The 18,416-nt window shown below is 72.8% G+C and carries 18 protein-coding genes; 10 read left to right on the top strand and 8 right to left on the bottom strand.

Annotated elements, in window-relative coordinates:
- Positions 1 to 37 precede the first annotated feature (37 nt).
- The 5 genes from FVE25_RS43875 to FVE25_RS43855 are packed head-to-tail and all read left to right on the top strand — an operon-like array spanning position 38 to position 4,980.
- Positions 38 to 253: a Zn-ribbon domain-containing OB-fold protein gene (locus FVE25_RS43875; RefSeq protein ID WP_157253453.1), complete on the top strand. Its 216-nt coding sequence runs from the start codon at positions 38 to 40 to the stop codon at positions 251 to 253.
- Entirely contained in the window at positions 250 to 573 is a 324-nt protein-coding gene (locus FVE25_RS43870; RefSeq protein WP_246268401.1) for a VOC family protein, read from the top strand. Before FVE25_RS43875 ends, FVE25_RS43870 begins: the two co-directional genes overlap by 4 nt.
- Before the next feature lie 16 nt (positions 574 to 589).
- Positions 590 to 2,119, top strand: coding sequence for a class I adenylate-forming enzyme family protein (locus FVE25_RS43865; RefSeq protein ID WP_157253452.1), 1,530 nt, complete (start codon positions 590 to 592; stop codon positions 2,117 to 2,119).
- Entirely contained in the window at positions 2,112 to 4,244 is a 2,133-nt protein-coding gene (locus FVE25_RS43860) for an acetate--CoA ligase family protein (protein ID WP_343046183.1), read from the top strand. The genes FVE25_RS43865 and FVE25_RS43860 overlap by 8 nt, the downstream gene beginning before the upstream one ends.
- Positions 4,231 to 4,980 (top strand): glucose 1-dehydrogenase, encoded by a 750-nt coding sequence (locus tag FVE25_RS43855; RefSeq protein WP_157253451.1) that lies wholly within the window; start codon positions 4,231 to 4,233, stop codon positions 4,978 to 4,980. Before FVE25_RS43860 ends, FVE25_RS43855 begins: the two co-directional genes overlap by 14 nt.
- A gap of 20 nt (positions 4,981 to 5,000) precedes the next feature.
- On the opposite strand, the gene FVE25_RS43850 is transcribed toward FVE25_RS43855, so the two are convergent.
- Positions 5,001 to 5,684 carry a GntR family transcriptional regulator gene (locus FVE25_RS43850; protein WP_157253450.1) on the bottom strand — a complete coding sequence of 228 codons (684 nt, stop codon included), beginning with the start codon at positions 5,682 to 5,684 and terminating at the stop codon, positions 5,001 to 5,003.
- Positions 5,685 to 5,765: 81 nt separating this feature from the next.
- On the bottom strand, positions 5,766 to 6,398 hold the full coding sequence (locus FVE25_RS43845; protein WP_157253449.1) for a PaaI family thioesterase: 633 nt from the start codon (positions 6,396 to 6,398) through the stop codon (positions 5,766 to 5,768).
- Between the two features lie 236 nt (positions 6,399 to 6,634).
- Here FVE25_RS43845 and FVE25_RS43840 point away from each other — a divergent pair, with 236 nt between their 5' ends.
- A complete protein-coding gene (locus FVE25_RS43840) occupies positions 6,635 to 8,605 on the top strand; it encodes a CHAP domain-containing protein (protein ID WP_181019906.1) in 1,971 nt (656 codons plus the stop codon).
- A gap of 2 nt (positions 8,606 to 8,607) precedes the next feature.
- On the opposite strand, the gene FVE25_RS43835 is transcribed toward FVE25_RS43840, so the two are convergent.
- The 3 genes from FVE25_RS43835 to FVE25_RS43825 are packed head-to-tail and all read right to left on the bottom strand — an operon-like array spanning position 8,608 to position 11,443.
- Positions 8,608 to 9,429, bottom strand: coding sequence for a TIGR03619 family F420-dependent LLM class oxidoreductase (locus FVE25_RS43835; protein WP_157253447.1), 822 nt, complete (start codon positions 9,427 to 9,429; stop codon positions 8,608 to 8,610).
- On the bottom strand, positions 9,426 to 10,349 hold the full coding sequence (locus FVE25_RS43830; RefSeq protein WP_157253446.1) for an acyl-CoA dehydrogenase family protein: 924 nt from the start codon (positions 10,347 to 10,349) through the stop codon (positions 9,426 to 9,428). Before FVE25_RS43830 ends, FVE25_RS43835 begins: the two co-directional genes overlap by 4 nt.
- Positions 10,346 to 11,443, bottom strand: a complete 1,098-nt coding sequence (locus tag FVE25_RS43825; RefSeq protein WP_157253445.1) for an acyl-CoA dehydrogenase family protein — start codon at positions 11,441 to 11,443, stop codon at positions 10,346 to 10,348. The genes FVE25_RS43830 and FVE25_RS43825 overlap by 4 nt, the downstream gene beginning before the upstream one ends.
- 57 nt (positions 11,444 to 11,500) lie before the next feature.
- Between FVE25_RS43825 and FVE25_RS43820 the strand changes: the two genes are divergently transcribed.
- Genes FVE25_RS43820 through FVE25_RS43810 form a run of 3 tightly spaced genes read left to right on the top strand, consistent with a single transcriptional unit; the run spans position 11,501 to position 12,540 of the window.
- A complete protein-coding gene (locus FVE25_RS43820; RefSeq protein ID WP_157253444.1) occupies positions 11,501 to 11,689 on the top strand; it encodes a hypothetical protein in 189 nt (62 codons plus the stop codon).
- Positions 11,664 to 11,897, top strand: a complete 234-nt coding sequence (locus FVE25_RS43815; protein WP_246268399.1) for an SDR family oxidoreductase — start codon at positions 11,664 to 11,666, stop codon at positions 11,895 to 11,897. Before FVE25_RS43820 ends, FVE25_RS43815 begins: the two co-directional genes overlap by 26 nt.
- A gap of 31 nt (positions 11,898 to 11,928) precedes the next feature.
- Positions 11,929 to 12,540 (top strand): VOC family protein, encoded by a 612-nt coding sequence (locus FVE25_RS43810; protein WP_157253443.1) that lies wholly within the window; start codon positions 11,929 to 11,931, stop codon positions 12,538 to 12,540.
- On the opposite strand, the gene FVE25_RS43805 is transcribed toward FVE25_RS43810, so the two are convergent.
- From FVE25_RS43805 to FVE25_RS43795, 3 genes are read right to left on the bottom strand one after another with little or no spacing between them, the layout of a single operon-like run.
- Positions 12,528 to 13,268: an ABC transporter ATP-binding protein gene (locus FVE25_RS43805; RefSeq protein ID WP_157253442.1), complete on the bottom strand. Its 741-nt coding sequence runs from the start codon at positions 13,266 to 13,268 to the stop codon at positions 12,528 to 12,530. The genes FVE25_RS43810 and FVE25_RS43805 overlap by 13 nt on opposite strands.
- A complete protein-coding gene (locus FVE25_RS43800; RefSeq protein ID WP_157253441.1) occupies positions 13,268 to 15,952 on the bottom strand; it encodes an ABC transporter permease subunit in 2,685 nt (894 codons plus the stop codon). The genes FVE25_RS43805 and FVE25_RS43800 overlap by 1 nt, the downstream gene beginning before the upstream one ends.
- Positions 15,949 to 17,193, bottom strand: a complete 1,245-nt coding sequence (locus FVE25_RS43795) for an ABC transporter substrate-binding protein (protein WP_157253440.1) — start codon at positions 17,191 to 17,193, stop codon at positions 15,949 to 15,951. Before FVE25_RS43795 ends, FVE25_RS43800 begins: the two co-directional genes overlap by 4 nt.
- A gap of 110 nt (positions 17,194 to 17,303) precedes the next feature.
- Between FVE25_RS43795 and FVE25_RS43790 the strand changes: the two genes are divergently transcribed.
- Positions 17,304 to 18,395: an alcohol dehydrogenase catalytic domain-containing protein gene (locus FVE25_RS43790; protein WP_157253439.1), complete on the top strand. Its 1,092-nt coding sequence runs from the start codon at positions 17,304 to 17,306 to the stop codon at positions 18,393 to 18,395.
- Positions 18,396 to 18,416: the final 21 nt, after the last annotated feature.

Genomic DNA, 18,416 nt, shown 5'->3' with positions numbered 1-18,416 from the left:
CTTGTTGGCGTACCAAGCGTGCGCTAGCTTGGGGCCGATGGAACATCCAGCCATCTGCACGTTCACCGTGGTCCACCGCTCGTTCGTGCCCGGGTTCGGGGACCGCGAGCCGTACGTGCTGGCCTGGGTGGACCTGCCCGGCGGCACCCGCGCCTTCGGCGAGGTGACCGGCTGCCCGCCCGAGAGCGTGCACGTCGGGATGCCCGTCCGGATGACCACCGTCGGCGACCTGATCCACTGGAGGCCAGCGTGAAGCTGGGCAACGTGTTCATCCCCGTCCACGACCTCGACGAGGCGATCGCCTTCTACGGCCTGCCGGTCACGTTCCGCGACGGCGACCGCTTCGCCGCGCTCGACGGCGGCGGGGTCACGCTGGCGCTGGCCGCGCCGGCCGAGCACGTCACCGCCGCCTGCGCCCCGTCCTACAAGGTCGGCGACGTACGGCAGGCCGTACACGACCTGGAGGCGCGCGGAGCCACGGTGCTCACGCCGCCCGAGACGGGACCCCACGAGACCCGGGCGGTGCTGCGCGACCCCTCGGGCAACGTCTTCGTGCTGTACACGTCCTTCTGAAGCGGAGGCATCCCCCATGGCGCGATCGCCCTACGGAAACTACGGCCACGCGATCCTCACCGCCGGAGCGCTGCGTCACCCCGGCCGGGTGGCGCTCACCTATTGCGGCGAGCAGAGCTTCACCTACGACCAGCTGAACCGGAACGTCAACCGCCGCGCCCACGCGCTGCTGGCCGCCGGGATCGCGCCGGGGCAACGCGTGGCCGCGCTGCTCAACGAGACACTCCAGGTGGCCGAGGTGTACCTGGCCCAGGCCAAGATCGGCGCGATCACCGCGGCGCTCAACCCCTACTGGCCGATCGAGACGCTCCAGGCGGTCGTCGCGCGCTCCGGCTGCACCGCCTTCGTCTACGACGCCACGGTCGCCGAGACGGTCGAGCGAATCCGGCCGGACCTGCCCGCGATCACCACCTGGATCGACGCCGCCGGCCTCGAGCACGACGACGACGGCGAGCCCCCGCTCGGCGGCGGCCACGACGACCCCCTCGCCCTCTACTACACCTCCGGCACCACCGGCCTGCCCAAAGCGATCGTCCACACCCACGCCTCCTCCCTGGCCACCGCCCAGATCTGGCTGGACGTGCCCCGCTCCGACGACTCCGTCTTCGGCACCGGCGCCATCATCTGGGGCATCGGCTTCCCCGCCATCGCCGGCCCCGCGCTGTACGCGGGCATGCGGCTGGTGCTCGAACAGGACTGGGGCCCGGCGAACTTCCTCAAGGTCGTGCCCCGGGAGAAGGTCACGCACGTCTCGCAGATCCCCTCCTTCTACGCGGCGCTGCTCGGCGGCGACGACCACGCCGACGCCGACCTCTCCTCCCTGCGCGTGATCATGCTGGGCGGCGAGCCGCTGACCGCGCCCATGCTGGCCAAGATCAAGGACCGCCTGCCCCGCGCCGGGGTCTACTCCTACTACGGCCAGACCGAGGCCCCCTACACCTGCATGGGCCGCGTGGACGACGCCTCCACCCCGCTCGGCGCCTCCGGCCGGGCCCGCACCGGCAACGCCGTACGGATCACCGGGCCCTCCGGCGAACGCCTCGTCGACCGGATCGGCGAGATCAACCTGGCCGGGCCGCACCGGATGGCCGGCTACGACGGCGAGCCGGACAAGACCGCCGAGGCGCTGCGCGGCGAGTGGTACGTCGGCGGCGACCTGGGCACGCTCTCCGCCGACGGGATCCTGCGGGTGCTCGGGCGCCGCGAGGACGCCATCCTCAAGGGCGGCCAATGGACCCAGCCGGCCACCGTCGAGGAGGCCGCCGCCGCACTGGACGGCGTGGCCGAGGCGGGCGCGGTCGGCGTCCCGGAAGGGGCTGCGGACCAGCGCGTCCTGCTGGCTCTGGTGCCCCGCGCCGGGCAATCCCTGGACGCGGCCAAGATCGAACTGGCCCTCGCCGACACCCTTCCAGCCCATCAGCGGCCCGACGCCATCGTCATCGCCGACGCACTTCCCCACGCCCAGGACGCGTCCGGCGGACCGGGCAAACTCCTGCGCCGCGAGATCCGCGACGCCTACGGGCACCTCGCCGAGCCCCGTGACTGAGCCGGAGCCCAGAGCGCCGGGTGAGCCGGAGCCCAAGGCGCCGACTGAACTCACGGCCGATGCGCTGACTGAGCCGGATGCCAAGGCGCCGGCTGAGCCGGAGGCTCAAGCGCTGACTGAGCCCGCGGCCAAGGAGTTGCTGGCGGCGGCCGGGGTCGTGGTGCCGCGCGGGGTCGTGGTGGCGGGTCCCGGCTTCGCGGCCGCGGCGGAGTTGCGCGCGCCGCTGGTGCTCAAGGGGATCGGGCCGCTGCACAAGTCGGACGTCGGCGCGGTACGGCTCGGCCTCACGCACGCGAATCTGCCTTCTGCGGCTGCGGACATGGCCGAGCGGGCCCCCTTGTCCGGATATTTGGTGGAAGAGCAGGTCGAGGCGGGGGTTGAGCTGATCGCCGGGCTGGTCCGGGATCCTGGGTTCGGGCCCGTGCTGCTGGCCGGGCTGGGCGGCATCTTCACCGAGGCGCTCCGGGACACCGCCGTGCGGCTGTGCCCGATCACCGCCTCCGACGCGCGCCGCATGCTGGCGTCCCTGCGGGGGGCGCCGCTGCTGCACGGGTACCGCGGGGCCGCCCCGGTCGACGTGGACGCCGTGGTCAAGCTGCTGCTGGCGCTGGGCGGGGACGGAGGGTTGTGGGAGCGGCTGGAGCTGGGCGAGTTCGAGGTGAACCCGGTCATCGCCACAGCCTCGGGCGCGGTGGCGGTGGACGCCCGGTACATCCCCGGGGCCGCTCCGGATGATCGGGCCGTCGCTGCGGCCTCGGACTTCCTGCCGCTGTTCGAGCCCAGGGCGGTGGCGGTCGTCGGCGCCTCCGCCACCCGGCCGAACTTCGGGAACATGTTCCTGGACTTCTACAAGGCCGCCGGGACGCCCGTCGTGGCCGTGCACCCTTCGGCCGCCGAGATCTCGGGGGTGCCGGCCGTACCCTCCCTGGATGCCGCGGACGTGGACTACGCCCTGGTCGCGGTCCCGGCCGCGCGGTGCCCCGACGTGGTACGGCAGGCCGGGCGCGTGCCGTACGTGCAGGTGATGAGCGGCGGGTTCGGCGAGACCGGGGCCGCCGCGCTGGAGGCGGAGCTGGTGGCCGCCGCCCGTGCGGCGGGCACCCGGCTGCTCGGGCCCAACTGCATGGGGGTCTACTGCCCGCGCGGGCGGCAGACGTTCGTCGGCGGCGGGCTGGGCGCGCCCGGCGGGATCGCGCTGGTCTCGCAGAGCGGCGGGCTGGCCGGGGAGGTCATCAAGGTCGGCGAGCGGCGCGGGCTGCGGTTCAGCCGGGTGGCGACCGTGGGCAACGCCGCCGACGTCTCGCCCGCCGAGCTCGTGCGCTGGCTGGCGGCGGACGCCGAGACCACGGCGATCGGGTTGTACCTGGAGGACCCACGCGACGGGCGGGCCCTGGCCGCGGCGCTGGCCGGGTGCGCGAAGCCGGTGGCGCTGCTGGTCGGGGGCCGTAGCGACCAGGGGCGCCGGGCCGCCGCCTCGCACACCGGCGGCATGGTCGGGGACGAGCGGATCTGGCGGGCGCTGGCCGAGCAAACGGGCGCCGCCCTGGTCGGCAGCCAGGACGATCTGATCGGCGCGCTGGCCTACCTCCAGGCGCACTCCGGGCGTCCGCCCTGCTCCGGCGGGGTGCTCGTCGTGGGGCCCAGCGGCGGGGCGAGCGTGCTGGCCGCCGACGTCCTGGACCGGGCCGGGCTGCGGCTGGACCCGCTGCCCGGCGCCGCCCTGGACGAGCTGCGCAGGCTCGGGGTGGGCGTGGGGAGTTCGCCGGCCAATCCGCTGGAGATCCCGGTCGGGCCACGGGGGCGGCGGGAACTGGTCGGCGAGGTGATCGCGGCCATCGTGGGGCGGCAGCCGTACCGGGACGTCGTCGCGCACGTGAACGTGCAGAGCTTCTTCACCTACGGCACCCGGGCCGAGCCGCTGCTCGGCTACGCGGACGCGCTCGCCGCCGCGCAGGACGGCGTGGCGGCGCGGATCACGCTGGTCACCCGCAACGCCGAGTACGCGCCCGCCGGGGTCGAGGACGAGATCCGGGCGATCGCGGCGGCCGCCGGGATACCGGTCTACCGATCGATGGAGGCGGCCGCGGCGGCCGTCGCGGCAGGAGGACGTCATGGGTCTGCTTGACGGCAAGGTGGCGCTGATCACCGGCGGGGCTCGCGGGATGGGGGCCGCGCATGTACGGCTCTTCCTGGACGAGGGCGCCAAGGTGGTGCTCGGCGACGTTCTGGACGACGAGGGCAAGGCGCTGGCGGAGGAGACCGGGGCGGTCTACGTTCACCACGACGTGACCAGTGCCGTGGAGTGGTCGCGGGCGGTGGCCACGGCTGTGGAGGCGTACGACCGGCTCGACATCCTCATCAACAACGCCGGGATCCTGAAATTTGGGCGTATCGCGGATATGTCGCCCGAAGAGTTCGATCGCGTGATCGACGTGAACCTCAAGGGGACCTGGCTCGGCGTCAAATCGGTCATCGAACCCATGAAGGCCGCCGGCCGGGGCGCCATCGTCAACATCTCCTCCATCGAAGGCTTCATCGGCGCCGCCGGGCTGTCGGCCTACGCGGCCTCCAAGTTCGCCATCCGCGGCGTCACCAAGTCGGCCGCCAGGGAACTGGCCCCCTTCAAGATCCGCGTCAACTCCGTCCACCCCGGCGCCATCAACACCGCCATGGTCCAGGACCAGGACCTGATGCAGGAAGTGGACGCCGACGCCTTCGTCAAGTCCATGGTCATCAAGCGCTTCGCCAAGCCGGTCGAGGTCTCGCACCTGGTCGCGTTCCTGGCCTCGGACCGCAGCTCCTACTGCACGGGCAGCGAGTTCACCGTGGACGGCGGCCTGACCACGGGCGCCGGCTACTGAGGGCCCGGGCAGTCGAGCGCTCAGGCGGTGGTACGGCGCCGCCGCGTCCGGGTGGCGGCCACCGGATCCACCGCCGTCCAGGTGGCCGCCAGCTCCACCGACCGAGCCCGCCCGGCCCGGATGTGCCGCAGAATCCGCTCCCCGGCCCCCGCGTCGTCATGGGCGGCGATCGCCTCATACAGCTCGTGATGCTCGGCGCACTGCTGCTCCGGATCGTCGTGCGTCAACCGGAACAACCACCGCAGCCGCGCCTCCAGCGGCCGCATCATGTCGATGAGCAGCGCGTTGGCCGACAACGTCACCACCGTCGTATGAAAGGCGGCATTGGCCAGCGCGATCGCCCGCGCGTCCCGTCGTCGGGTGGCCTCGTCAGCCTGGTCCAGGACGGCCCGCAAGGCGATCAGCCCATCGGGGCCCGCCCGCCGCGCCGCCAGCCGGGCGGCCAGCACCTCCAGGCTCTCCCGGACATCGAAGAAATCCTCGACGTCGGCCGGGGTGAACGGCCGCACTAGCACCCCTTGCCGCGGCACCAGCACCACCAGCCGCTCGGCCTCCAATCGCCCCAGCGCCTCACGCACCGGAACCCGGGAAACCTGCAGCTCGGCGGCCAGGTCCCGCTCGATCAGCCGCTGGCCGGGGTGCAGGTCGCCCTCGATGATGCGCTCCTTGAGCGTGGCGTAGACCGCCTGCCTGGCCGTGACCATGCCCCCACCCTACGACCCCCACCCCAAGGCCCCGGCCCCGCGACCTCCCCGCAACCGGCCAGACCAAGAGTCCTGGGCGGACTATGGCTCCGGTGACGCCACCGGGCGGGTGGGCCAGGTGGTGGGGGTGATGAACAGGCCGGTGGCCTCCACGAGGGGGGTGCCGTCCTGGGCGGCGATGCGGCCCTCGGCCCACGACTTGCGGCCCTCCGCTCGCGTGTGTTCGGCGGTGGCCAGCAGGGCGGTGCCGTACGGGACGGGCTTGAGGTAGCGCATCGTCAGCGAGGCCGTCATCCCCGCGAACCCGGCGGCGGCCGCGGCCTGGCCGAGCAGGTGGTCGAGGATCATGGCGCTGATCCCCCCGTGCACCGACCCGGGCGGGCCCTCGTGCAGGGGACGGAAGCGCACGTCGGCCCGTACGGCGGTGCCGTCGCGCTCGACGACGAGGGGGAGCGCGTGGGGGTTGGCGGCGCCGGTGACGGCGTTGCCCAGGTGGCGCAGGCTGCCGTCGGGGGCGAATTCGAAGGGCTGCGGGGCGGCTCGCATGGCGGCCCGCAGGCGTTCCGCGGCCTCGGTGAGGGTGGCGGTGACGGCGGTCAGCTCGGCTTCGGGGACGTCGGTGAGGGTGGTGGCGTCCATGAGCTCGCGTACCTGCTCGGCCAGCTCGCACAGCGCCTGGAGCCGGGTTTCCCCGGTGGTCTCCCGGATCGTCATGCCCGGCAGTTTACCGAACTTTATTCGGTAGATCTTTCCCCCAATCCAGACGATTTCGGGAAATTTCTGGCGGCCTTCTGACCTGCATGTTTGCTGCGGAGCTGCACTTGGGGCTTTCTTGGCCGGTGCTTGACCTGGCCTTTTAGTTAGGTAGCCTCACTCCTCACGGAAGACTACAGCCCCCGCTGTCGTCACTAGCGTCCCGGAAGGTCCGCAGCACGTACATGACGCCAGAGATGAAGAAGTTCATCGATCTCCTGGAGAGCGAGCTCGGCTACAAGGAGAAAGCCGACGACTACACCAAGTTCGGCGACTGGTACGGCAAGAACATCGAGTTCGACGCCGATTACAGCTCCGCTCCCTGGTGCGACATGTACCTTTCCTGGGCCGCAGCCAAGCTGGGTTACGAGGACTTCGTGGGCCAGTTCGCGTGGACCGTGGCCCACGCCAAGTGGTTCCAGGAACAGGACGCCTGGGGCAAGACGCCCAAGGTGGGGGCGCTGGTCTTCTACGACTGGAAGGGCGGCGACGACGTCGACGGCATCGACCACGTCGGCATCGTCACCCGGGTCGAAGGCAACACGATCTACACGATCGAGGGCAACATCGACGGCGGCGTCGCCAAGCGCAAGGAACGCGACACCAGCAAGGTCGTCGGCTACGGCTACCCCGACAAGATCAAGGCCCGCCTGGAGAAGGAAGCGGCGCAGCAGAAGGCGGAGGAGGAGACCAAGGCGTCCACCGGCCTCCCCACGGACGCCGACGGGACCCCGGCCGACATCGGCGGCCTGACGGCCCTGATCCCTCAGACGGCCCCAGAAGAGGCGCACCCGCCCATGGCCGCTCCCGCACCCCGGAACACCTCCAAAGGCCCCGTAGCCCCCAAATCCGACGCGCAGAAGCCCGTCACACAGAAGCAGACCACCAAGCCCCGCACCGAGTCCCCGGCGCCCGAGGCGACTCCCAAGAAGGGCAAGCACGCCAAGCCCGCCACCGCCGACACGAGCGCCGCCACCACCGCGCCGCTGCCCGTCGTCGTGGACGCCAAGCCCGCCGCCACGGACACCGTCCTCGGCACCCCCGCCCTGGTCGGCTCCGCCCTGATCGCCGCCCTCGCCGTGCTGGCCGTCGCCAAGACCCGCGCCATCCGGGTACGGCCCGCCGCGGCCGTCCCGGCCAAGCCCGCTCCCAAGCGCGGCCGCCGACGCCGCCCCCGCCGCGGCCTCCTCACCCCGGCCCTCGCCACCACCCGCCCCGCCGAGGCCCTGGACCTGTCCCCCACGGGCACCGACCTGACCACGTCCGACCTGACCACGTCCGACCTGATCGGCGCAGAGCTGAAGGCCCTGGCCAACGCCGAACTGATCGCGACAACCGGTGCGGACCTGGCTACGACAACCGGTGCGGAACTGGCCGGGTCGCACCGGGCCGGGCGTCCGCTGGAGTCCGGGGCGGTGCTGGACACGCCGCGTGGCACCGTGGCCGCGCAGATGGAGGCCAAGGCCGCGGGCCTGGACCGGTTCGGGACGCCGCTGGACCTGACCGCCCTGAGCAGCGCCTCCGGCGAGGACGCCGTCTGGACCAAGGGAGCCGGTCAGGCCCTCAACGCGGCGCTCCGCCGGGAGGAGGGCCTCCCCGCGGAAGCCCCCCGGCGACCCGGCCGACGCCGCCGCCACGCCGAAACGCCCGTGCGGCATGAGACGCCCGTGCACCACGAGACGCCCGCGTGGCACGAGACGCCCGTGCGCCACGACGCCGCCCAGCCGAGCACCGGGGGCACCGTCCACCCGGGAACGTGGCCCGAGCAGCCCGTGGAGACCTCGCACTACGTGTTCTCCGAGGACACCGGCGCCCTCCCCCGCTTCACCGACCCGGTCGAGCCGGACCTGGAGCAGCTCACGACCATGGCGCTGGAGAACCTCGACGCCGCGACCGCCCGTGCGTTCGCCCCGTTCGACCCGTTCACCCCGTCGAGGAAGGCGAGCGCCCAGTACCACGGCCGGCGCCGCCGCCAGGAGATCCCCGCCGGCCTGGACGTCACCCAGACCGCCCCAGCCCGCGGAAGGCGGCACCGCTCGTCCATCCCCACGGTGGTGATAGGCGACATCCTGGACACCCCGGAGGCGTTCATCCAGGACGCCCCGCTCCGCGGCCGCCGCCACCGCCACGGCGAGGCCCCGGTCCTGTCCGGCAGCCGGCACGCCTGATCTCAAAGGCCGTACTCGGCGGCGAAGGCGGCGAGGCGGGCGACGGCCTCGCGGGTGCGCGTCCATGGCCGGACGATCAGCCGGTCCACCCCCAGCCCGGCCCAGGCGGGCACCTCGGCGGGCGAGGCCAGGCCGAAGGCGTGCACGGTGACCGAGAACTCCCGGTCCTCGGGCGGGTCCAGCCGGTTCAGCTGGGGCCGGATCGACTCCAGGGTGTGGGGCATGCTGATCCAGCCGTCCCCCAGCGTGCGGGCCCGGCGGAGGGCGGCGGCCGATTCGCCGCCGCACAGCACCGGCAGGCGGCTCTGCACGGGTTTGGGGTTGAAGGCCAGCTCGGGGAAGCGGTAGAAACGGCCCTCGTGGCGCACCACGGGCTCGGTCCAGAGGCGCCGCGCGACCGCGATGGCCTCGTCTAGGCGGGCTCCGCGCTCCGCGAACGGCACCTGGGCCGCGTCCCACTCGCCCCGGTACCACCCCGCCCCCACCCCGCAGACGGCCCGGCCGCCCGAGACCACGTCCAGCGTGGCGAAGGCGCGGGCCGACACGAGCGGGTGCCGCAGGGCGAACAGGTGTACGGCGGTGCCCAGCCGGACCCGGGTGGTGCAGGCGGCCAGGAAGCACAGGTAGGCGGGCGCGTCGAACAGCGGCGTCTCCGGCCGGATGCCGGGGTCGGCGCCTCCGGGGTAGGCGGCCGTGGTCAGGTCCGTGGTGAACACGAGGTGCTCGGGCAGCCACACCGACTCGAACCCGAGCTCGTCGGCCGCCTGTGCCACGTCCTTCCAGGCGGCTGGATGGATGAGCCCGAGCGGCACGCCGTACCTCATGGGAACCTCGCGGCGCCGGGCAGCGCGTCCCGTACGGCGGCGCGGTGGGCGGCCGCGCCGCCGTACGCCGCCGACAGCGACCAGGCGCGGTGCAGCCAGAAGCGCAGGTCGAGTTCGTGGGTGTATCCGATGGCGCCGTGCACCTGCGAGGCGGTCCGCGCGGCCAGGGCGGCGGCCTCCCCGGCGGCGGCCTTGGCCGCGGAGACGTCCCGGCCGGCCTGGCCGGCGCCGACGGACAGCGCCGCCCGGTAGACCAGCGGCGCGGCGAACTCGACGGCGATGGCCACGTCGGCGAGCTGGTGCTTGACCGCCTGGAAGGAGCCGATCGGAGCGCCGAACTGGGTCCGGACCCCGGCGTAGGCCACCGAGGTGTCGAGCAGGTGCCGGGCGACTCCCAGGAGCTGGGCGGCGGTGGCGACGACGGCCCGGGGCAGGGCCCTGTCCCAGGAGCCCGGCAAGGGCGTGCCGGTCAGCGTGACCTCGAACATCCGGCGGCACGGGTCGATCCCGGGCACCTCGGCCAGCCGTACCCGCTCACGGGTGGCCACGAGGTCACCGGAGACGACGAGGTCGGCGAGGTCAGCGTCCGGGGCGAGCGTGCCGGGGGCGGCGCTCACCACGAGCGTGCCGAGCTTGGCCAGGTCGGCCAGGCCCTCCAGCAGGTACGGCGCGGCCACGGCGGTTTCCACGACGGGTCCGGGCAGGCAGCCGCGGCCGGTTTCCTCCAGGGCGGGGATCAGGTCGATCAGGTCCAGCCCGAGGCCGCCCGCGGATTCGGGGACCAGCGAGACGAAGCAGCCGGCCTCGGTCAGCGCGGGCCAGGCGGAGGCGCGGTGAGAGGGGGACGGGCGGTGTGCGCGCAGGATGTCGCGTACCGTCGCGGCCAGGGCGAGTTGGTCGTCGGTGAAGGCGAAGTTCATCGGGGCAGCCCCAGGACGCGTTCGGCGATGATGGTGCGCTGGATCTCGTTGGTTCCGGCGTAGATCGGGCCCGCCAGGGAGAACAGGAAGCCGTCGTACCACGGTGTGGAGGCCGCGCGGTCGCCGAGGAGTTCCATGGCCAGGGTGTGCATGCGGAGGTCGAGTTCGGACCAGAAGACCTTGCCCATGCTGGCCGCGGAGCCGATGTCGTGTCCGGCCATGAGGCGGCGGGCGGTGGCGAAGGTGTGCAGGCGGTACGCCTCGGCGTCGATCCAGCAGCGGGCGGCGCGATCGGCCAGGACCGGGTCGCCGGCGGCCAGTGCCAGGAGGCGGTCGGCGGTGGCCAGGAAGCGGCCGGGGCTGCGCAGGGCGAGGCCGCGTTCGGAGGAGGTGGTGGCCATGGCGATGCGCCAGCCGTCGCCCGCCTCGCCGAGGACCATGTCGTCGGGGACGAACAGGCCGTCGAAGTGGAGTTCGGCGAAGCCGTGCTCGCCGTCCAGCTGGGCTATGGGGCGCACCTCCACGTGCGCCAGGTCGAAGAGGAAGTAGGTCAGGCCCTTGTGCCGGGCGCCGGAGGTGCGGAAGAGGCCGAAGCCGTGGGTGGCGTAGGCGGCTCTGGAGCTCCAGGTCTTGTGGCCGTGCAGCAGCCAGCCGCCTTCGGTGCGTTCGGCCCGGGAGGCGATCGCGGCCAGGTCGCTCCCGGCCTCGGGTTCGGACCACGCCTGGGCCCAGACGTCGTCGGCGCGGGCCATTCTGGGCAGCCAGCGGGAGCGCTGGGCGGGGGTGCCGAAGCGCATCAGCGTGGGGGCCAGGAGGAAGATGCCGTTCTGGGTGACGCGGCCGGGGGCTCCGGCGGCCCAGTACTCCTCTTCGAAGATCAGCCATTCGATCAGGGTGACGTCGCGCCCGCCGTACTCACCGGGCCAGGAGACGACGGAGAGGCGGGCCTCGGCCAGGAGCGCCTCCCACGCGCGGTGGGCGGCGAAGCCGTCGCGGGTGTCCATGGACGGCAGCACGGCGGGCACGTGGGCGCTCAGCCAGTCGCGTACCTCGGTGCGGAAGTCCTGCTCGGCCGGGGTGAAGTCGAGATCCACCCTCACCAACCTAGCGCACGCTTGGTAAACCGCAAAGGGCGGCCTACGATCACCATCATGCTGCTCGAGGGCAAGATCGCGATCATCACCGGCGCCGGGCCCGGCCTCGGCGTCACCCTGGCCCGGCTGATGCGGGAAGAAGGGGCCCGCGTCGTCACGGCGGCCAGGACCCCACTGCCTGGCCGACGAACTCGGGCCCTCCGGCGTCCGCGTCAACTGCGTGGCCCCCGGCTGGATCGCCAGTGATGTGCTCGACGCGTGGATGCGCAGCCGGGCCGCCGCCGAGGACGTGAGCTTCGAGGAGGTCCGCGACCGCGACGTGCGCGCCGTGGCGTTGCGCCGCATCGCCACGGAGGAGGACGTGGCGCGGGCCGTCATCTTTCTCGCCTCCGACGCGGCCAAGGCGATCACCGGCGCCACCCTCGACGTCAACGCGGGGCAGCTTTTCACGTGACGGGGAAAGTTGAAAGGCGTACGGTCAGAGGATGGCCGCCTCTGCTGACCCCGCCCACTGGCGGGGCTTGCACCATCTCGCCCTTGTGACCGCCGACATGGACGCAACCGTGCGCTTCTGGCACGGCGTCCTCGACGCCCGGCTGGTCGCCACCATCGCCGTCCCCGCCTTCCGGCACTACTTCTTCGAGGTGGGGCCGGGATGCTCGGTCGCCTTCTTCGAGTACGCCGGCCAGGAGCTCGACAGCTTCGCCAAACCGGCCGGCGTCCCCTACTCCCGCGCCGCCCAGTTCGACCATCTCGCCCTGCAACTGCCCGACGAGGACGCACTCAACCGCATGCGCGACCGGCTCAAGGCGCACGGCTGCGAGGTCACCGACGTGATCGACCACGGCTTCCTGCGCTCGATCTACTTCAGCGACCCCAACGGGATCGCGCTGGAGGCATCCTGGTGGGCGATCGACCCGACCGGCCGGGCCGCCGACCATGCCGACGAGCGCCTGTTCGGCGACCCCGACCCGGTGCCGGCCGTACGAGAGCTGCGCGAGAGCGGGCAGGTGGCCCACACCGTCAGCACCCGGCTCGTGGACGGGATCATCGAGGACCTGCGCCGCGAGGGCATCACGCTGGACTACCCCAGGTAGGCGGCCCGGACCACCGGGCTCTCGCGCACCTCTCGCGGCGTCCCGGTGGCGATGACCCTGCCCAGGTCGAGGACGACGATCCGGTCGCAGGTGTCCATGACGAAGCCCATGTCGTGCTCGACCAGCAGGACCGTGGTGTCCAGCGCGGACACGACCGCGCGCAGCCGTACCGTCTGGTCCTGGTCGAGACCCGAGGTCGGCTCGTCGAGCAGCAGCAACCGCGGGCGGTCGGCGATCGCCCGCGCCAGCTCGACCAGGCGGCGCTGACCGACCGGCAGCGACGCCGCGTAGGCGTCCCCGAGCTCGGCCAGCCCGCACAGCTCCAGCACCTCGGCCACGCGCGCGGCCCGCTCGCGCTCCAGCCTGCGCCGGGACGGCCAGCCGACCAGGTCGGCGGGCAGCCCGCCACCGCCGCCCCGCCAGTCGAGCGCGGCCAGCACGTTCTGCGCGACGGTCAGCCGCCCGAACACCTGCGTGCGCTGGAAGGTACGGCGCAGCCCGCCCCTGGCCCGCTGGAGCGGCGAGAGCGCGCTCACGTCCGCGCCGCCCACCCGGACCCGGCCGCTCAGCGGCCTGCGCAGCCCGCACACCACGTCGAACAACGTCGTCTTGCCCGCCCCGTTCGGACCGATGACGCCGCAGATCTGCCCTTCGGGCACCTCGAAGCCGACCTCCGACAACGCCCGGACCCCGCCGAAGGCGACCGACACGTCCTCGATGAGGAGCATCACGCCACCCCCAGGTACGCGGCGGTGAGCCGGTCGCCGTCCACCTCGGAGCGGGGGCCGGTCCAGGTGATGCGGCCCAGGCGCATGAACGCCACCCGGTCGGCCACCGCCAGTACCTCCGTCGCCTTCTCCTCAACCAGCACCAGCGCCACCCCGCGTTCCCTGAGCTCGGCGAAAATGTCGAACACCTGCTGCACGATCAGCGGCGCCAGCCCCAGTGACGGCTCGTCGGCGATCAGCACGGCCGGGGGCCGGACGAGGGCGGGGGCGAGCGTGAGCAACTGCTGCTCGCCGCCGGACAACGCCCCGGCCGCGAGGGTACGGCGGGCCGCCAGTTGTGGCATGCGCTCGTAGACGGCCTCCGGGTCGGGCAGCCAGGTGCGCAGGTTCTCCTCGACCGTGAGGCCCGGGAAGACGCCCCGGCCCTCGGGTGCCAGCAGAATGCCCTGGCCGACCCGGCGGTGCCCGGGCCAGCGGGTGACGTCCATGCCGTTGAGCAGGATCCGGCCCGCGGTGACGGGCAGGTCGCCGGCGGCGACGGCGCAGGTCGTGGACTTGCCCGCGCCGTTGGCGCCGAGCAGGGCGACCACCTCGCCCTCGTGCGCCTCCAGATCGACGCCCCGCAGGACGGTGGTCCCGGCGTACCCGGCCACGACGTTCTCCAGGCGGAAGATCGGGGCGTCGGCCCCCTGGTCCCCGGTCTCGGCGGCTTGGGGACGCGGGACCGCCACGGCACCGGAGGCTCCGGCCGCTTCCCGTGGAGCGGCTTCTTGGCGGGCGACGGCTTCCGCGCGGGCCCGGCGGCGTTGCCTGCGGCGGTGGCGTTGCTCGGCCAGCTGGGTCAGGACGCCGTCGGGGTGCTTGGCCAGGATCATGCCGCCCGCTCCGAACAGGATCGCCCCCACGTGCGCGGAGATCTCCCAGTTCGCCAGGATCTCGGGGAAGGCCGCGGCGATCAGCCCGCCGAGGACGGCCCCGCCGATCCGGCGTACCCCTTGGAGCACGACCACGGCCAGCCAGACGAACCCGGCGAAGGCCGGCAGGTCGGTGGCGGTGATCGACCCCTTGGAGACGGCGAACAACACCCCGCCCAGCCCGGCGATCCCCGAGGCGAGCGCGAACAGCATGACCTTGGTGCGCGGCGCCGAGATCCCGGAGGTCGTGGCGGCGGCCGGGGCCGAGCGCACGGCCAGGATGGCCCGGCCGGAGGCGGAGCGCCCCAGATTGCGCACCAGCAGCGCCACCAGCCCGATGAGCACGAGCAGCACGACCACGCGCACCCGCGGGTCGGAGGTGTCGGCGAAGCCGAAGCCGAGCGCGGGCAGTTGCCAGCCGATGGTGCCGTTGCTGAAGGCGTCCACCTGGAAGAGCACCTGGTCGGCCAGGAGCGCCAGCGCGAGCGTGGCCAGGGTGAGGATGCGCCCGCCGAGCCGGAGCGCGGGCAGCGCCACCAGCATCCCGACGGCGGTGGCGGCCAGCACCCCGAGCAGGATCGCGACCGCGAACGGCAGCCCGGAGGCGAACGCCCACCCGCAGGTCAGCGCGGCCATGGCGGCGAAGGCGGCCTGGGCCAGGTTGACCATGCCGCCGATCCCGGTGACGACCACGAACGAGCAGAAGACGAGCGCCAGGACGAGGCCGTGGGCGGCGATGCCGACGTAGTACTCCTGGGCGGTGAAGGTGAAGACGGCCAGCCCGGCCAGGGCCAGCGCCCAGGGCAGCCGGCGCCGCCAGGCGGGGATGCCCGCGAGGTAGTCGGGCGGCGGCGCGTCCTCGGCCGTGCTGCCCGCGACGCGTTCCCGGGAGCGGTTGAGCAGGATGAGCCCGGCGAACAACAGGATGACCGGCACCGCCGTACGCAGGCCGGTGATCTCCGACAGGAAGTCGGTGTACCCGGCGACGAGGTTCTGCACCACGCCCAGCCCGAGCCCGGCGGCGAACGTCCACGGGATGGAGCTCAGCCGCCCGAAGACCGCCGCCGTGGCCGAGGCGAACAGCAGCACGGTGTAGGCGGTGGCGTCCAGCCCGACGATGGCAACGGCCAGCACTCCGGCCAGGCCCGCGAGGCCGGAGCCGAGCATCCAGGCCAGGGCCGAGGTGGCGTCGGCGTCGATGCCGCGCAGCGTGGCCAGGCGCCGCCGGTCGACGGAGGCGCGCATCCGCAGGCCGTACGGCGTGTGCCGCATGAACGCCCACAGCCCGAGCGCGGCGACGGCGGCGAAGCCGAAGGTGATGAGCTGCATGGAGTCGAGCGGCACGCCGAGCACGGTGAACGTGGCGGCCGGGAAGGGGCCGAGGCCGCGGGGCAGGGAGGTGGCGTCGGCGCTGGGCAGGCCGAGCAGGTCCACGAGCAGCAGTCCGAGGGCGGGCAGCGCGATGGTGAGCCCGATCGTGCCGACGATCTGGGCGGTCTCCCCCGCCTGCGCCAATCCCCGAAACATCGCCCGATGCAGGAAATATCCCAGTAAAGGCGCAAAAATCCCGGCGGCCACCACCGCGCACACCCACGTCGGCAACCCGAGCGCCACGTTCAGCTCGTAGTACACCAGCGCGGCCAGGAACCCGACCGCCCCGTGCGCGAAGTTGAACACCCCGGTCGCCGCGTAGGACAGGGTCAGCCCCGCCCCCATGACCGCGAAGATGGCCCCGGTGACCAGCCCGCTGAGGATGTAGCCCAGGATCATTTCAGCGGCACGTTGTCGAAGCACTTCATGTTCTTGGCCACCTGGAAGGCGCCGCCCTCCAGCTTGACCAGCGCGCCGCAGCCGTTCGGCTCGTTGTGGTCCTTGGGGTAGCGAACCCTGCCGAACCCGGCGTTCTCATAGGTGTAGGAGCCGTTGCCCACGTCGAGCACCTTCTGCCGGGTGAGGTCCTTCCCGGCCTTGGTGATCATGTCGAGGAAGATGTCGGCCGACCAGTAGCCGATGGCCAGATGCTGGGTGAGCGGCGTGCCGGGGGCGACCTTCTCGACGTCGGCCCGCAACTGGGAGACCTCCGGAGCCGACGACTCGAAGGGCTCGAACATCGGCGCCGCGACCACGCCCTCCATCGCCGCGGCGGTGGCCGGGTCCTTGAGGATGGCCACGTCGTAGCTGGTGGCGTCACTGAGCACGCCCTTGTAGCCGGCCTTCTTCAGCGCGGTGTAGAGGCCGACGTTGAACTTGGTCCCGGCGATGATCGAGACCACGATGTCCGGCGCCCTGCCGCCGTTGGACGTCATGATCTTGTTCACGTACGGCAGCCAGTCGGGGGGCGGGGCAGCCGCCGGCAGCGCCGAGTTGAGCCCCACGAGGGTGAACCCGGCCGCCTCGAACGACTGGGAGATGGTCGTGCCGCCGTACTTGCTGCCGCTGGAGTCGGAGGTCTGCACGTAGACGGTCTTGCCCTGGGCGCCGCCGAGCAGGTCGGCCATCTGCCGCCCCCACCAGGTCTGCGAGCCGGAGCCCGGCTTGGGCGCCAGGCAGCCGTTGTAGCCGAAGCCGGTCTTGGTGCCGCACCACTGGGGCCCGGTGGCCCAGCCGTACCAGGGGACGCCCTGCTGCTCCAGGAAGGCCGCGCCGCCGAAGTTGGGCGCGTGCACCGGGAGCACGGCGAAGACCTGGTCCTTCTGCACGAGCTTCTTGGCGGCCGCGTCGCCCTTGGCGGCGTCCTGGCCGTCGTCCTCGGCGCCGGCGAACTCGATCGTCCGGCCGTGGACGCCGCCCGCCGCGTTGGCCCGCTCGAAGCGCGCCCTGGCGCCGATCTCGGCGTCCTTGGTCGAGTATCCGCTGGCGCTGGTCTTGGTCAGCACGCCGCCGACCTTGATGCTCGTCTCCGTCACGCCTGGTACGGCGCCGCCGGCCGTACCGGATGCCTTCTGCTGGGCCGCGCATCCCGCGAGCGCCACCAGAACCGCCGCCATGATCCCGAGTTCCCGTCGCAACATGGCCATCATCGCTCCACTTTGGCCTAGCGCTCGCTTGGTTTCGGTCAGAGTAAGCAGCGGTTTGGTGCTCGTCAATGTTCAACCAAGCATTTGCTTGCTACCGTGTGCGCATGCTGATGCGCGCGGCCATCCTCACCGAGTACGGCAAGCCCATGGAGATCCGCGAGGCCGAGATCTCCGACCCCGGGCCCGGCGAGGTCAGGGTTCAGGTGAGGGCCTCGGGCGTGTGCGGCTCCGACCTCAAGGCCATCGACGGCAAGAGCCCGGTCGTCACCCGCCTGCCGTACATCCTCGGCCACGAGAGCGCCGGAATCGTGGAAAGCGTCGGCGCCGGGGTGAGCGCGGTCCGCCCCGGCGACCACGTGATCATCTCGATGAGCGGCCCATGCGGCAGGTGCGCCTTCTGCGGAGCCGGCCGCTTCCACCTGTGCTCGGGCCCGGAACGCCTGCACACCATCATGGGCGGCCGCCCCCGCGTGCACCTGGACGGCGTCGAAACCCGCCGCTTCATCGGCATCGGCTCCTTCGCCGAGTACGCGGTGGTCCGCGAGACCGCCTGCGTCAAGATCTCCAAGGAGGCGCCCTTCGACGCGATGTCCCTGCTCGCGTGCGGCGTCATCACCGGCGTGGGCGCCGTCCTCAACGTGGCGGAGGTACGGCACGGCGCCTCCGTCCTGGTCGTCGGCTGCGGCGGCGTCGGCCTCAACGTCGTCCAGGGCGCCGTCCTGGCCGGCGCCACCACGATCATCGCCGCCGACGTCGCCGAACAGAAGCTCGACCTGGCCGCACGCTTCGGCGCCACCCACACCCTGGTCCCCGCGGACCTGCCCGCCCAGGTGGCCGAGATAGTGAGGGGCGGGGTGGAGTACGCCTTCGACGCCACCGGCGTCCCGGGCGTGCTGGCCACCGCCTTCGCCGCCACCCAGCCCGGCGGAACCACGGTGATGGTGGGCAGCCCGCCCCAAGGCCGGCCCGCCGAGATCGACCCCGCCCTGCTGTTCGCCTCCCGCCGCCTCATGGGCACCCAGGGCGGCGACAGCGCCCCGCACCGCGACCTGCCCATGCTCGCCGCCCTGGCCCAGCAGGGCCGCCTCGACCTGACCGGCCTGATCACCGAACGCCTGCCCTTGGACCGCGTCAACGAGGCCGTGGACCACGTCCGCGAGGGCACGGTCGCCCGGACGGTCATCACGTTCGACTAGCGGCGACAAGCACGGCCGCGC

This window comes from Nonomuraea typhae, assembly GCF_009760925.1.
Taxonomy (GTDB): domain Bacteria; phylum Actinomycetota; class Actinomycetes; order Streptosporangiales; family Streptosporangiaceae; genus Nonomuraea; species Nonomuraea typhae.
The sequence above is the reverse complement of the archived record's forward strand: the minus strand, read 5'-3'. Positions and strand labels throughout refer to the sequence as shown.